19 protein-coding genes and 1 tRNA gene are annotated in these 12,007 nt (G+C 70.2%); 12 read left to right on the top strand and 8 right to left on the bottom strand.

Going from position 1 to position 12,007, the window contains the following annotated elements; all coding sequences use genetic code 11:
* The first annotated feature begins 20 nt into the window (after positions 1–20).
* Together QSK37_RS48620 and QSK37_RS48615 are read left to right on the top strand one after the other, a co-directional pair.
* The gene (locus QSK37_RS48620; protein ID WP_285636103.1) at positions 21–713 is read left to right on the top strand and encodes an SDR family NAD(P)-dependent oxidoreductase; all 693 of its coding nucleotides are present in this window, start codon (positions 21–23) and stop codon (positions 711–713) included.
* Positions 714–839: 126 nt separating this feature from the next.
* The gene (locus tag QSK37_RS48615; protein ID WP_285636100.1) at positions 840–1,475 is read left to right on the top strand and encodes an LppP/LprE family lipoprotein; all 636 of its coding nucleotides are present in this window, start codon (positions 840–842) and stop codon (positions 1,473–1,475) included.
* Between the two features lie 6 nt (positions 1,476–1,481).
* On the opposite strand, the gene QSK37_RS48610 is transcribed toward QSK37_RS48615, so the two are convergent.
* Complete coding sequence (locus QSK37_RS48610) at positions 1,482–1,925, bottom strand: VOC family protein (protein WP_285636097.1); 444 nt, start codon at positions 1,923–1,925, stop codon at positions 1,482–1,484.
* 57 nt (positions 1,926–1,982) lie between these two features.
* Positions 1,983–2,552: a hypothetical protein gene (locus QSK37_RS48605; protein WP_285636094.1), complete on the bottom strand. Its 570-nt coding sequence runs from the start codon at positions 2,550–2,552 to the stop codon at positions 1,983–1,985.
* Between the two features lie 188 nt (positions 2,553–2,740).
* On the opposite strand from QSK37_RS48605, the gene QSK37_RS48600 reads away from it, so the two are divergent.
* The 8 genes from QSK37_RS48600 (at position 2,741) to QSK37_RS48570 (ending at position 7,328) form a co-directional block, all read left to right on the top strand.
* Positions 2,741–3,202, top strand: coding sequence for a nuclear transport factor 2 family protein (locus tag QSK37_RS48600; RefSeq protein ID WP_285636091.1), 462 nt, complete (start codon positions 2,741–2,743; stop codon positions 3,200–3,202).
* Between the two features lie 45 nt (positions 3,203–3,247).
* Positions 3,248–4,009: a GNAT family N-acetyltransferase gene (locus QSK37_RS48595; protein WP_285636087.1), complete on the top strand. Its 762-nt coding sequence runs from the start codon at positions 3,248–3,250 to the stop codon at positions 4,007–4,009.
* 95 nt (positions 4,010–4,104) lie between these two features.
* Complete coding sequence (locus QSK37_RS48590; protein ID WP_285636084.1) at positions 4,105–4,449, top strand: YciI family protein; 345 nt, start codon at positions 4,105–4,107, stop codon at positions 4,447–4,449.
* A gap of 11 nt (positions 4,450–4,460) precedes the next feature.
* Positions 4,461–5,462 carry an RNA polymerase sigma factor gene (locus QSK37_RS48585; protein WP_285636081.1) on the top strand — a complete coding sequence of 334 codons (1,002 nt, stop codon included), beginning with the start codon at positions 4,461–4,463 and terminating at the stop codon, positions 5,460–5,462.
* 95 nt (positions 5,463–5,557) lie between these two features.
* Positions 5,558–6,400 carry a helix-turn-helix domain-containing protein gene (locus QSK37_RS48580; RefSeq protein ID WP_285636078.1) on the top strand — a complete coding sequence of 281 codons (843 nt, stop codon included), beginning with the start codon at positions 5,558–5,560 and terminating at the stop codon, positions 6,398–6,400.
* A 13-nt stretch (positions 6,401–6,413) separates the two neighbouring features.
* Entirely contained in the window at positions 6,414–6,572 is a 159-nt protein-coding gene (locus tag QSK37_RS52010; protein ID WP_432705678.1) for a DUF397 domain-containing protein, read from the top strand.
* 66 nt (positions 6,573–6,638) lie between these two features.
* Positions 6,639–6,833, top strand: coding sequence for a hypothetical protein (locus QSK37_RS48575; protein WP_285577200.1), 195 nt, complete (start codon positions 6,639–6,641; stop codon positions 6,831–6,833).
* A 156-nt stretch (positions 6,834–6,989) separates the two neighbouring features.
* Positions 6,990–7,328, top strand: coding sequence for a type II toxin-antitoxin system VapB family antitoxin (locus QSK37_RS48570; protein ID WP_285577202.1), 339 nt, complete (start codon positions 6,990–6,992; stop codon positions 7,326–7,328).
* On the opposite strand, the gene QSK37_RS48565 is transcribed toward QSK37_RS48570, so the two are convergent.
* The 6 genes from QSK37_RS48565 to QSK37_RS48540 form a co-directional block, all read right to left on the bottom strand.
* Positions 7,303–8,397: an alpha/beta hydrolase gene (locus QSK37_RS48565; protein ID WP_285636075.1), complete on the bottom strand. Its 1,095-nt coding sequence runs from the start codon at positions 8,395–8,397 to the stop codon at positions 7,303–7,305. The genes QSK37_RS48570 and QSK37_RS48565 overlap by 26 nt on opposite strands.
* Positions 8,398–8,922: 525 nt before the next feature.
* Positions 8,923–9,009, bottom strand: a tRNA-Ser gene (locus QSK37_RS48560).
* 11 nt (positions 9,010–9,020) lie between these two features.
* Entirely contained in the window at positions 9,021–9,497 is a 477-nt protein-coding gene (gene tadA / locus QSK37_RS48555; protein WP_285636072.1) for a tRNA adenosine(34) deaminase TadA, read from the bottom strand.
* Positions 9,498–9,504: 7 nt separating this feature from the next.
* On the bottom strand, positions 9,505–9,957 hold the full coding sequence (locus QSK37_RS48550) for a tRNA adenosine deaminase-associated protein (protein WP_285577209.1): 453 nt from the start codon (positions 9,955–9,957) through the stop codon (positions 9,505–9,507).
* 27 nt (positions 9,958–9,984) lie between these two features.
* A complete protein-coding gene (locus tag QSK37_RS48545) occupies positions 9,985–10,461 on the bottom strand; it encodes a tRNA adenosine deaminase-associated protein (RefSeq protein WP_285577210.1) in 477 nt (158 codons plus the stop codon).
* A 94-nt stretch (positions 10,462–10,555) separates the two neighbouring features.
* Positions 10,556–10,714, bottom strand: a complete 159-nt coding sequence (locus tag QSK37_RS48540) for a hypothetical protein (protein WP_285577212.1) — start codon at positions 10,712–10,714, stop codon at positions 10,556–10,558.
* A gap of 63 nt (positions 10,715–10,777) precedes the next feature.
* Between QSK37_RS48540 and upp the strand changes: the two genes are divergently transcribed.
* Positions 10,778–11,416 carry a uracil phosphoribosyltransferase gene (upp, locus tag QSK37_RS48535; RefSeq protein WP_285636069.1) on the top strand — a complete coding sequence of 213 codons (639 nt, stop codon included), beginning with the start codon at positions 10,778–10,780 and terminating at the stop codon, positions 11,414–11,416.
* Positions 11,417–11,751: 335 nt separating this feature from the next.
* Entirely contained in the window at positions 11,752–11,964 is a 213-nt protein-coding gene (locus tag QSK37_RS48530; RefSeq protein WP_285577855.1) for a hypothetical protein, read from the top strand.
* Positions 11,965–12,007 lie beyond the last annotated feature (43 nt).

Genomic DNA, 12,007 nt, shown 5'->3' with positions numbered 1-12,007 from the left:
GGTGCGCCGATGCTCGAACCATGACCATCACCTTCATCACCGGAGCCAACAAGGGCCTCGGATTCGAGACCGCCCGCCGCCTCACCGAGCTCGGCCACACCGTTGTCCTCGGCGCCCGCGACGCCGAACGCGGGCAGGCCGCGGCCGACGAGCTCGGTGCGCGCTTCGTGCGGATCGACGTCGGCGACGACGCGTCCGTCGCCACCGCCGCCGCCGACGTCCGCGCGCGCGAGGGCCGCGTCGACGTCCTCATCAACAACGCCGGGATCCACGGCCGCCATGCGCCCGTCGAGGAGCTGACCGGGGACGACGCGGCCGAGGTCTTCCAGACGAACGTCGTGGGCATCGTCCGCGTGACGGGCGCCTTCCTGCCTCTTCTGCGACGGTCGGAGCACCCGGTGATCGTCAACGTGAGCAGCGGCATGGGATCGCTCGCCCTCACCAGCGACCCGGAGCGCCCGGAGTCGAAGGTCGTCGCGCCGCTGTACACCTCGTCCAAGGCCGCGGTGACGATGCTCACGACGCAGTACGCCAAGGCGCTGCCCGGCATCCGCGTCAACGCCGCCGACCCCGGCTACACCGCGACCGACCTCAACGGGCACAGCGGTCCGCAGACCGTGACGGAGGGCACCGACGCGATCGTCATGCTGGCGACCGAGGGCGCGGACGCCGGCACGGGGCGATTCGTCGATCGCTTCGGGCCCGTACGGTGACGGCACCTGGAGCGCCATAGATCACCTTTTGTTGAAAAGTCGGCGGACGACGGACACAGCTTGCGATCATCCGACTCCTGGAAGTAGACGCCGTCGGACGGCGCGTTCAGGGACGAGGGAGCAGGCTTGTTCGCAGCAGACCGGACCGGTGGGGTCCTCCGGCCACGGACGTTCGTACCGGTGGTGGCCGTCCTGATGGCCGGAACGGCCCTCACGGGTTGCAAGTCGTCCGACACGGCGTCCGGTGCGTCGTCGCCGTCGGCGAAGGGGTCCCCGGCGTCGCCGAACCTCGTGGCCACGGTGCCGGCCGCAGGGGGCACGCCGCCCGTGGCCGGCGGGCCCGACCAGGCCACCATCCAGAACACCATGACCCGTACGGTCGAGGTGGCGGCGCCGACGGTGCACTTCGCGCCGGTCGCTTCGCCGGTGACCGCGTCGGACCGGACCGGCGGCGCGCTCACCGCGGTGGTCGGGCGGCGCACTCCGACCGCCGACGGCCACGGCCAGCTCGTCTTCTTCTGGCAGGGCAACCGCTTCATCGGCTGGGACGCCGAGACCGAGGCCATGTCCATCACGAAGGTCACCGGCGGGAACGGGTACTTCACCGTCACCTACCCGCACTACGCCGCGGACGACCCCGCGTGCTGCGCGTCGCTGCCGCCGGTCAACGTGACGTACGTCTGGCAGGACGACGGGTTCGTCCCCTCCGGCGGCACCCGGCCCACGTACGGCGCCCCGGTGCGGGTGAAGCTCAACCCCTGACGGAGCTCACTCCGTGAGGTCGGCGATGGCTCTCGCCGCCGTACCGCAGACGCGGAAGTCGGGCTCGCCCCTCTGGTACGTGCTGATCTCGATGAGGTTGTCGTCGGGGTCGCGCAGGTAGATGCTGAGGATCGGCCCGACGGCGCCGGTGCGTGCCACCGGCCCCTCCTCGATCCGCACTCCGTGCTCGGCCAGCTCCGCGGCCACCAGCTCGATCGGCGTCTCGGTGATCAGGCACAGGTCGGCGCTGCCCGGTGTCGGGTGGGCGGCCTTCGGCTCGTACTCCCGGCCCGCCGGATGCAGGTTGATCTTGCTTCGCCCGAACGCGAGCGCCCGCCGTCCCTCGCCGAAGGCGACCTCCTCCATGCCCAGCACGCGTACGTAGAACTCGACGGTCGCGTCCATGTCGGCGACGGTCAGCACCAGGTGGTCCAGCCGGTCGATGCGCATCCGGTCAGTCCATCACCGCCGGAGACCGGTGACCAGTGCTTCGGCGGCACACCCGGCTCACGCGGGGACGGCGGCCGGCGCGGAACGGACGAGCGGCACGAACGCCATGAGCATCAGCAGGCCGCCCGCCGGCAGCAGGTCCAGGTCCGTCGCCGAGGCCACGGTCGAGAGCGTGATCGCGATGGGCGTCCACACCGGTACGACCCGGCGCGCCGCCAGGTGGGCGACCGCGACGATCAGGCCGACGTAGAACAGCATCGGGCCGGCGTCGTAGACGGCCAGGGCGACTCCCGGCACCTCCTGTACCCGGTCGAACATCGGCCCCATCGCGGCGTGGTCACCGGCCCGCAGCCCGACGACGACGTCGATGGTGATCTGCGCCATGGACAGCACCACGCCGGCGAGGCCGACGGCGGCGGTGGCCGTGGCGAGGCGCCCACCGCCGGCCGGCCGCCGCAGCGTCAGCAGCACGGGCACGAACAGCACCAGGGCCCCGAGGAAGGCGAGGTGCCCGGTGGTCCAGGCCGGCCCGGGACCGCGTTCTCCGTCCAGGCCGTCCGCCAGGCGGATCAGCCCGTACGCGGTGAGCAGGACGGGAGCGGCGAGAAAGGCGAAGCGTGGGTTCATGCGGACAAGCCTCGTCGCCGCGTGTCATCCGGACATCGTCGACGCAGGCGATTCTTCGTCTCCCTCGCGGGAGCGATCCGGCCACCCTCACGCCGCCCTCTCGTGACACGTTGGGGATGCTGGTAGGTGCGGGCTGGTGTCGCGCCGTACGGGCCGGCCGCCGTCAGGAGCTTTCCCGGAGGTGTCAGATGAACAGCAGCCGTCCTCCGTTCCCGCCGTTCACCAAGCAGTCGGCGGCGCAGAAGGTGCAGGCCGCCGAGGACGCCTGGAACACCCGGGACCCGGTCACCGTGGCGCTCGCCTACACCGAGGACTCGGTCTGGCGTAACCGCGACGCCTTCCTCGAAGGGCGCGAGGCGATCGAGAGGTTCCTCGCCGACAAGTGGCGGCGTGAGCTGGACTACGCGCTGCGCAAGGAGCTGTGGGCGTTCGACGGCAACCGGATCGCGGTGCGGTTTCAGTACGAGTGCCACGACGCCGGCGGCCGGTGGTGGCGCAGCTACGGCAACGAGCTGTGGGAGTTCAGCGAGAACGGCCTGATGAGCCGCCGGGAGGCCAGCATCAACGACGTGCGGATCGAGGAGGGCGACCGTCGCATCCACGGCGTGCGCCCGAAGAGCGAGCACGGCATCCCGTTCCCGATCCGCTGACAATTCGTTTGCCGCCCCGGTCGCGCGGGTGGTCGTCTGGGCCGCATGGATCACGCAGCGGTGCTGGCCGCCTTCGACGAGCAGGTACGACGCCGTCCGCGCCCCGGTGACGGGCACGTCGAGGACGACGGCGACGTCGTCCGTACGGTGTCCGCGGGCGACGGCTGGAACGGCGTCGACTGGACCGCTCTCACCTCCGCGAACGCCGACGCCGTGATCCGGGCGCAGATCCGGCGGTTCGCCGAGGTCGGCCGGCCCTGGGAGTGGAAGCACTACTCCTACGACCGGCCGGAGGACCTGCGCGAACGCCTGGTCGCGGCGGGCCTGACCCCGGAGGAGGACGAGACGCTGCTCGTCGGGGCGATCGCCGACCTGGACCTGGAGGTACGCCCGCCGGCCGGCGTCGAGCTGCGCGCCGTCGGCGACCGGCACGACCTCGACGCCCTCATCGCGGTGCACGACGAGGTCTTCGGCGGCCACCACGCGAGCGGTCCCCTGGCGGCCGCCCTGGAGGACGGTACGGCGGCGGCCGTGGTCGCCTGGGCCGGTGAGACGCCGGTCTCCGCCGCGCGCGTGGAGTTCAACCCCGGCACGGAGTTCGCCGGTCTGTGGGGCGGCGGCACGCTGCCCGCCTGGCGCGGCCGGGGCGTGTTCCGTTCCCTGGTCGCGTACCGCGCCGCGCTCGCACGGCGGGCGGGACACCGCTACCTCCAGGTCGACGCGTCCGCCGCCAGCCGCCCCATCCTGCGCCGCCTGGGCTTCACCGAACTCGCCACGACGACCCCGTTCACCCATCCGGGCCGGTGAGGAAAATCCGTCCCCGTGTGTCCAGAACCGCGACCGGCCGTTCGTCCCTACAGTGAACGCCGGCGATACGGTGCCGGCCGACCAGGGGAGAGACCATGCCGATGTACGCCGCCCTCACCTACACCCGCGACGTCGACTGGACGCGTCCGGAGTACGCCGAGGAGATGAAGGACTACCGGGAGTTCGGCCAGGCCGCCGCCGCGGTGATCAGGGGCGGCAACGCCCTCTACCCGACCGCCACCGCGACCACCGTACGGGTCACGGGCGGCAAGGGCGGAGAGGTCATCACCAGCGACGGGCCCTACGCCGAGACGAAAGAGGCCCTGACCGGTTTCTACCTGTTCGAATGCGCCGACCTGGATGAGGCCGTCGCCTATGCCTCGCGGCTGCCGGCCGCCTGGGATGGCGCGGTCGAGGTTCGTCCCGTCATCGAGTTCTGACCGCCCGGCCGATGATCGAAGCCGGTGACGCGCTCGCCAGGCTGGTACGCGCCGAGGGGACCCGCGTGCTCGCCACTCTCGTGCGCGTCACCGGCGACATCGATCTGGCCCAGGACGCCGCGCAGGACGCCGCCGTACGGGCTCTGGAGACCTGGCCGCGCGACGGTGTGCCGGACAACCCGCGCGCGTGGCTGCTGGTCACCGCCAAGCGGCGTGCGATCGACGTCATCCGGCGCGAGACGCGGCGCGCCGGGAAGGAGACCGAGGCCGTCATGTTCACCGAACCCGGCCATGAGCCCGCCGAAACCGTCGACGACGACCTGCTCCGGCTGGTCTTCACCTGCTGCCATCCCGCACTGTCGGTCGAGGCGCAGGTGGCGCTCGCGCTGAGGACGCTCGGCGGGCTGTCCACGGCGGAGGTCGCCCGTGGCCTGATGGTGTCCGAGGCGACCATGGCCAAGCGGCTCACCCGGGCGAAACAAAAGACGCTGCTGCTGCTCCAGGACGCGCGCCGCGACGCGCGGGTGGACGACGAAGGCCGGGTGCTGCTGCTGAAGGACCAGGACCGCGGCCGATGGGACGCCTCGGCGATCAAGGAGGGCATCGAGCTGGTCGGCCGGGCGCTGCGCCGTACGCCGGACCGGCCTGACCCGTACGTCGTCCAGGCGGCGATCGCGGCGTGTCACGCCCTGGCGCCCACGTACGCCGACACGAACTGGGATGCGGTCCTGTCCTGGTACGACGTCCTTCTCCGGGTGCAGGACGGCCCGGTCGTCCGGCTGAACCGCGCCGCCGCCGTGGCCGAACGCGACGGACTCGAGGCCGGGATGGCCCTGGTCGAGGCGATCGAGGGCCTCGACGCCTATCCCTGGTGGCACGCGACGCGCGGTGAGCTGCTGTGCCGCATGGGCCGGCCCGCGGCGGCACGGGCGGCGTACGAGCGGGCGCTCGCACTCGGCATGAGCGCGCCGCAGGCGGAGCACATGCGCCGGCGCATCACCGGGCTGTCCTGACACATCCGTCGTCGCGCCAGTGTCCGTCTCAGTGATTAATGCCTTACTATCAGTAACGAAAAATCTTCCTCCCCCGGGGAAAGGACCCGCCTCCCATGGAGGACGCACGACAGAGCCCGACGGTCCGGCGACGGCGGCTCGCCCGGGAGCTTCGCCGCCTCCGTGAAGCCGCCGGGCTCACCGCCGATGAGGCGACCCGGCAGCTCGAATGGGCCGCCGGAAAGGTCAACAAGCTCGAACGCGCCCAGGCCGTACGCCCGCGCGTGACCGACATCCGGGCGATGCTCGACCTGTACGGCCTGACGGAGGAGACCGAGCGGGAGGCGCTGCTCGACCTGACGCGCGAGGCGCGCCAGCGTGGCTGGTGGACGGCGTACGGGCCGCTGTCGGACACCTACACGGAGTTCGAGAGCGAGGCCCGGAAGATCAGCACGTTCGAGCTGTCGGTCATCCCGGGGCTGCTCCAGACGCCGGCGTACGCCCGGGCGCTGCAGCGTGGATGGCTCCTGCGCGACGAGAAGGAGATCGACCGGCTGGTCGAGTTGCGGATGCGGCGGCAGAGGCTGCTGGAGTTCGACAACCCGCCGCGGCTGTGGGCGATCATCGACGAGAGCGCCGTGAACCGGTCGTTCGGCTCGGCGGAGACCAAGCGCGAACAGCTCCAGCGCCTCATCGACACCGGCCCGCTCGATCATGTCGACATCCAGATCCTGCCGACGGCGGTCGGCTTCCATCCGGGTCTGGCGGGGTCGTTCGTAATCTTGGACTATGAGCAGGATCCCAGCCTCGTCTACCGCGAGATCTCCCCGAGCAGCCTCTACCTGGAGGGGCGAGACCAGGTAGAAGAACGCCGCCGGGTCTTCAAGCACCTGAGCGCCACGGCGCTCGGGCCGGAGGAGTCGATCGCCTATCTGCGGCGGCTGGCCGAACGATCCTGAAGAGGTAGCGCCCGTGCCCGACCACCCCAGCCCCGAGTGGCGTACGAGCACCCGCAGCCAGGGAGGCGACGGTAACTGCGTCGAGGTCGCCGTCGTCCCCGACCGGGGAGCGGGGCGTCCCGACCCTCGCCGGGCGACTCCGTGTCCATTCTGTTGCCTGGCGGGTGTTTGATCACCTTTCTGGCGGAGATCTCTGGTGCATCTCGGGGGAGACGTTCGACCCTGTGGAGGAAAAAAGATGCTCGCCATAGTCGCCGCCATCTGCTTCGCCGTCGCCCTGCTCTGCGACTGGCTCGGCACCGGCTCGGACTTCTTCAACTACCAGACCCTCGACACGCTCGGGTTTCTGCTGATCGCGCTGCACCTGGCCGGGTTCGGAGCCGGCTACGACTGGCGGGGCCGCAGCCGCTCGTGGCGCTCCAGACGACGCTGACAACGACCGAAAAGATCATCAACGCGGGCCGGTATCCGTGCGGGTGCCGGCCCCTGTGATTCGTATGCCACACAACGGCTTATCGGCGAAAAGTGATGCAGACGAGGACCGCAACAAGTGGCGTGATCACCGGCATCGCCGCCTAAACTGCTTGGCGTGATCTTCAAGGCCGTGGGAGAGGGACGCCCTTACCCGGAGCACAACCTCAGTTCACGTGACTGGGCGAATGTTCCGCCGCGTCAGGTGCGCCTCGACCAATTGATCACCACGAAAGCCGGGCTCGATCTCAACTCGCTGCTCGCCGAGGACTCCACGTTCTACGGTGACCTGTTCCCCCACGTCGTCCAGTGGCGTGGCCAGCTCTACCTCGAAGACGGCCTGCACCGGGCGCTGCGCGCGGCCCTGCAACAGCGCGTCATCCTGCACGCGCGGGTCCTCGACCTGGACGTGGTCGACGTCGCGCCGCCCACTAGATCTGGGCCGTCACCCACGTGAACATCTTCGGGAACGCCGCACGCCACGCGACGTAGTTGTGCTGGCCCCCCTTGATCACCAGGAACGGCGCCTGCGGCTGGTACTGCTTCACCAGATCCATGAACGCCTGCGCCTGCACCATGTCGGTCTGCGCAGCGTTGCCCGACATCACCCAGAACCGCGGGAGCGGCGTGGGCGGCACCGCGCGGGCCAGGATCTTCAGCGGGGAGTTCGCGGCCCGCAGTGAGCGGTCTCCGGCGAACGGGTCCACCGCGCGCGGCAGCCGGTTGGTGCGCAGGGGCTCGAAGTAGCCGCTCAGCGCCGCCGCGGCGCCGTACCGGTCGGGATGGCGCAGCGCGAGGTTGGCCGCGCAGAACCCTCCCTCGGAGAACCCCGCGATGCCCCACGCCGGCCCGGGACGCTGCACCCGCAGCCGCCCGGCGACGTCATTCGGGACGTCGGTGGCGAGGTAGGTCTCGTCCTGCTCTCCGTGGACGGTGTTCAGGCACTGGGTGGAGCGGTCGAGGCCGCCGTCGGCGTCCGGGATGACCAGCACGACCGGCCTGGCCTTGTGCTGGGCGATCAGCTTGCGGAGCATGCCGGAGATCTTCAGCCGGCCCTCGTAGTCTCCCGGAGTGCCCGGCGAGCCGTGGATCAGCTCGACGACCGGGAAGCGCTCGGCGGCGTACGGCTTCTGGAAGTACTGCGGCGGGAGGTAGATCACGCCCTGGCGGATGATGCGGCTCTGCGGGCCGGGCAGCGTGGTCTCCATGGCGAAGCCGTTCTTGCGGGCCTGGCGTTCGCGTACGGCCTCGCGCAGGACCTGGTCCAGCCGCCCGTCCAGGTCGGGCACCCGCGCGACGCTCGCCGGCGCCTGGTTGGTGAGGTCGCGCCAGGCGTCGTCCCAGCTGTCGTAGTAGCCGTAGAAGTCGTTGACCAGCGCGATGCCGAACATCATCGCGGGCGGAAACGCGAGCACGCCGGCCACCACCTTGAGCGCCACGTGCCGAACCCGGGTGAGCCAGAACAACGCGGCCCCGAACAACACCAGGAGCACAGCGAAGACCGCGAAGCCCTGCGGACCGAACATCGATCCTCCCCCGCCCGACAATCCGGACCACACCGGACGAAAGGCCAGGTCACCCGACCCACGCCCCGTACCGCTCTGGTCAGGATGACGTCCACAACAAAGGCTTAGATCCCGATCAAGCCCACGAGGACGGTCAAAACTTCTTTACCGAGAGTAACGACCCTGTCTCGTTTAGGTGAATGCGACACCGCCCCGAAGGGCCGGCAAACAAGAAGACAGAACCACCAGACGTCCGACCGCAACCATCAATCGCGGGGGCTCCGGGGGCTCGGCCCCCCGGAAAAAAGGAGCGGGCCCACCGGCGAAGCCGCCCAAGGGGCGGCGAGCAGGTAGGCCCGAGACCGCACTACACAGTGGCAAAGAGTCAACGACATGACGCCCGACCGGATGTGAGGCCGCAACCACCAGACGTCCGACCCCAACCATCAATCGCGGGGGCTCCGGGGGGCTCGGCCCCCCGGGAAAAAGGAGCGGGCCCACCGGCGAAGCCACCCAAAGGGCGGCGAGCAGGTAGGCCCGAGACCGCGGTGGAGGTGGGATTTGAACCCACGGATGAGTTGCCCCATCACACGCTTTCGAGGCGTGCGCCCTCGGCCACTAGGCGACTCCACCAAGACGGGAGCCTACCGGAAGCCGGGACCTCCTCTGTCCCGTCGCCGGGCGAAGAATTCGGTGAGGAGGGCGCCGCACTCGTCGGCGAGGACGCCGCCGACGACTTCGGGCCGGTGGTTGAGGCGCCGGTCGCGTACGACGTCCCAGAGTGAGCCGACCGCGCCGGCCTTGGGGTCGATGGCGCCGTACACGATGCGGTCGACGCGGGCGAGTACCGCGGCCCCGGCGCACATCGTGCAGGGTTCGAGGGTGACGACCAGGGTGCAGCCGGTGAGCCGCCATTCGCCGAGGCGTGCCGCCGCCCGCCGGAGCGCGATGATCTCCGCGTGGGCGGTGGGGTCGCCGGTGCGTTCGCGTTCGTTGCGGCCGGTGCCGGCGAGGCGGCCGGAGGCGTCGAGGACGACGGCGCCGATCGGCACGTCGCCGGCCGCGAGGCGGGCTTCGCGCAGGGCGAGGCGCATCGCCTCCCGCATGTCCGGCTCGCGCATCGGCGGCCTACCGGAGTCGGTCGTATTCCTCGGCGAATCCGGCCCGCTCGGCGATGGCCGACAGTGCGTCGCCGGGGAGCGTGCGTTCGCCCAGCTCGGTCAGTTTGTCGGGTGCGGTGCCGAGGTCGGAGAGGAGTCCGGCGTCGCCGACGGGATCGTCGGTGGGGACCTCGTCGACGTCGCCGATCTGCTCGTGGAGCATGCGTGCGAGGTCGCTGCCGAGGGCCGCCCGGGGGTCGGAAAGGAAGACACGGGGGTCCTCGCCGTCGTCCAGGCGTACGACGGCGAACCATTCGTCCTCTTCCTCTACGAGGAGGAGGACCGTGTCGCCCGCCGTCTCGACGGCGGTCTCCCGCATGATGTCGGTGATGTCGTCGAGACCGGCGACCTCGGTGAGGTCGGTTTCGGTCCCGATCCAGCCGGCGTCGCTGCGCGCGAAGGCCACGGAGAAGTACGGCACGCCTTCATTGTCTCCAAAAGACGGCGGTTATTCGATCGCACGCTCGAAAGCGGCTCCGAATCCGAGGCGTGCGGCGATGCTGGAGAGCATCTCGTCAGGGTAGAGATCGAGGTCACCCGAGAGCGCCCCGAGCTCCATCTCGTCCAGGCCGAGGTCCGCGAAGATCGACATGTCGCCGGCCGGGAGCACCTGGTCGAGGTCCTCGTCGTCGGGGATGTCGAGCTCGAGGAACTCCACGACCTGCCCCGCCAGCGGCCAGTCGAGGGAGGCCGTGACGTCGGACAGGAAGACCATCACCTCGTCCGCCAGCACCCGCAGCGCGACGAAGAAGTCGTCGCCGACCGCGGCCAGCCCGATCGTGCCCGCCATGCTGGGCTGCTGCCGGAGGGCATGGATCAGCCCTGCCAGGTCCTCGGTCAACGCGATGGGAAGCTGTTCGACTTCCCAAGCATCGTCTTCACGAGAGACCACGACAGCGAAATCCGCCGTGTCCAGTTCCGTCATCTTCACCCCACCGCCGCGCGTCCTGCTCGGGCATCTTGGCAGATGTGGGGCTGTCGTACTCACGGCACGGGCAAACCCGGGGGCATCGACGGCTCTAGTTGGCGCGGAACGTACGCATGCGGAGCGCCTCGCGAGTGCGTTCCTGGCGCCATCGCCGGGGACTGACGCGCTTGCGGAGTTCGCGCGCCTCGGCCAGCTCTCGCAGGAACACCGCCCGGCGGCGGAGTCGATCTCGTACCTCCTCAGAACTCATGCGATCGTCCATGCGAGGTACGTTCCCCATGCTCAGATATCCATTCGGCTACCGTGATCCGATATGAGAACCCTGGTGGCCGATCACCCCCTTGTCGCCCACAAGCTGACCACCCTTCGCGACGAGGCGACAGACTCCCCGACCTTCCGGCGCCTGGCCGACGAGCTGGTGACGCTCCTCGCGTACGAGGCGACCCGCGACGTGCGCGTCGCCGATGTGACAGTGAACACACCGGTCGGACCGGCCGAGGGCGTGCGCCTGACCCGCCCGCAGCCGCTCGTGGTGCCGATCCTGCGCGCGGGCCTCGGCATGCTGGACGGCATGACCCGCCTGCTGCCGACGGCCGAGGTCGGCTTTCTGGGCATGGTGCGCGACGAGGGCACGCTGAAGGCCACGACGTACGCCACGCGTCTCCCGGACGACCTGTCGGGCCGCCAGTGCTACGTGCTCGACCCGATGCTGGCGACCGGCGGCACCCTGGCGGCCGCCGTCCACCTGCTCCTGGACCGCGGCGCGGACGACGTCACCGCGATCTGCCTCCTGGCGGCGCCGGAGGGCATCGCGCACATGGAGGAGTCCCTGGCGGACCGTACGGTGCCGGTGCGCGTCGTGACGGCCGCGATCGACTCCCATCTCAACGAGTCCGGTTTCATCGTGCCGGGCCTCGGCGACGCGGGCGACCGCCTGTACGGCGTCGTCTGACCGGCAGTCAGACGACGCTTTTTGAATTCAAAGAGGTACGAACGCCCCCGGCGACGCTCATCCACCCGGGTCGGTTGTCCCTCCCGCGCACATGGCCGATCAAGGCCACTCCCAGGGGCTTTCCGCCCGCCCGGCACTCCCGTCACGCGTCTCCGAGCCGGCCGCTGGAACGGTCCTTCCCGCGGCCGGTTCAGGCCAATTTCGCCCACCCCTCGCGGCCGGCTTGAGGGGGACGCGTTCAAGATCCGTACGCGGAGGGTAATAGCCTGCTACGGATTGTGACCGGTGTGCCGGGCGGCGTTCTCGCGGCCGCGGCGGCTGATGCGGAGAGTGCCATGGCGTGGACGTTTGAGACGGTCGCCGAAAATCTCGCGGATGAGTTCGGCGAGGTGCACCCGGCCGAAATGGTCATCCGGTGTGTCGAGGCGGCACGCCACAGCGCCGAGGAAGTGATCGGCGAAGCCTCCCCTGAGCTGGTCGAACGCATCGCACGCAAGCATCTGGAGGTGCTCGCCCTGGCGGCCGCGGAAGGGCACGGCGGCGGCTGACCCTCCTGACCGCTCCTGACAGGGCGGATCAGGCCTCGCAGAT

The sequence above is a fragment of the Actinoallomurus iriomotensis genome, assembly GCF_030269445.1.
Lineage (GTDB): Bacteria > Actinomycetota > Actinomycetes > Streptosporangiales > Streptosporangiaceae > Actinoallomurus > Actinoallomurus iriomotensis.
The sequence above is the reverse complement of the archived record's forward strand: the minus strand, read 5'-3'. Positions and strand labels throughout refer to the sequence as shown.

Coding starts and splice junctions, on each gene's coding strand:
- QSK37_RS48585 (WP_285636081.1), top strand. CDS start 4,461: ATGATCGAAGCCGGTGACGCGCTCGCCAGGCTGGTACGCGCCGAGGGG.
- tadA (WP_285636072.1), bottom strand. CDS start 9,497: ATGCGCGAGCCGGACATGCGGGAGGCGATGCGCCTCGCCCTGCGCGAA.
- QSK37_RS48610 (WP_285636097.1), bottom strand. CDS start 1,925: ATGCGCATCGACCGGCTGGACCACCTGGTGCTGACCGTCGCCGACATG.
- QSK37_RS48605 (WP_285636094.1), bottom strand. CDS start 2,552: ATGAACCCACGCTTCGCCTTTCTCGCCGCTCCCGTCCTGCTCACCGCG.
- QSK37_RS48595 (WP_285636087.1), top strand. CDS start 3,248: ATGGATCACGCAGCGGTGCTGGCCGCCTTCGACGAGCAGGTACGACGC.
- QSK37_RS48590 (WP_285636084.1), top strand. CDS start 4,105: ATGCCGATGTACGCCGCCCTCACCTACACCCGCGACGTCGACTGGACG.
- upp (WP_285636069.1), top strand. CDS start 10,778: ATGAGAACCCTGGTGGCCGATCACCCCCTTGTCGCCCACAAGCTGACC.
- QSK37_RS48575 (WP_285577200.1), top strand. CDS start 6,639: ATGCTCGCCATAGTCGCCGCCATCTGCTTCGCCGTCGCCCTGCTCTGC.
- QSK37_RS48580 (WP_285636078.1), top strand. CDS start 5,558: ATGGAGGACGCACGACAGAGCCCGACGGTCCGGCGACGGCGGCTCGCC.
- QSK37_RS48540 (WP_285577212.1), bottom strand. CDS start 10,714: ATGAGTTCTGAGGAGGTACGAGATCGACTCCGCCGCCGGGCGGTGTTC.
- QSK37_RS48620 (WP_285636103.1), top strand. CDS start 21: ATGACCATCACCTTCATCACCGGAGCCAACAAGGGCCTCGGATTCGAG.
- QSK37_RS48600 (WP_285636091.1), top strand. CDS start 2,741: ATGAACAGCAGCCGTCCTCCGTTCCCGCCGTTCACCAAGCAGTCGGCG.
- QSK37_RS48530 (WP_285577855.1), top strand. CDS start 11,752: ATGGCGTGGACGTTTGAGACGGTCGCCGAAAATCTCGCGGATGAGTTC.
- QSK37_RS48545 (WP_285577210.1), bottom strand. CDS start 10,461: ATGACGGAACTGGACACGGCGGATTTCGCTGTCGTGGTCTCTCGTGAA.
- QSK37_RS48565 (WP_285636075.1), bottom strand. CDS start 8,397: ATGTTCGGTCCGCAGGGCTTCGCGGTCTTCGCTGTGCTCCTGGTGTTG.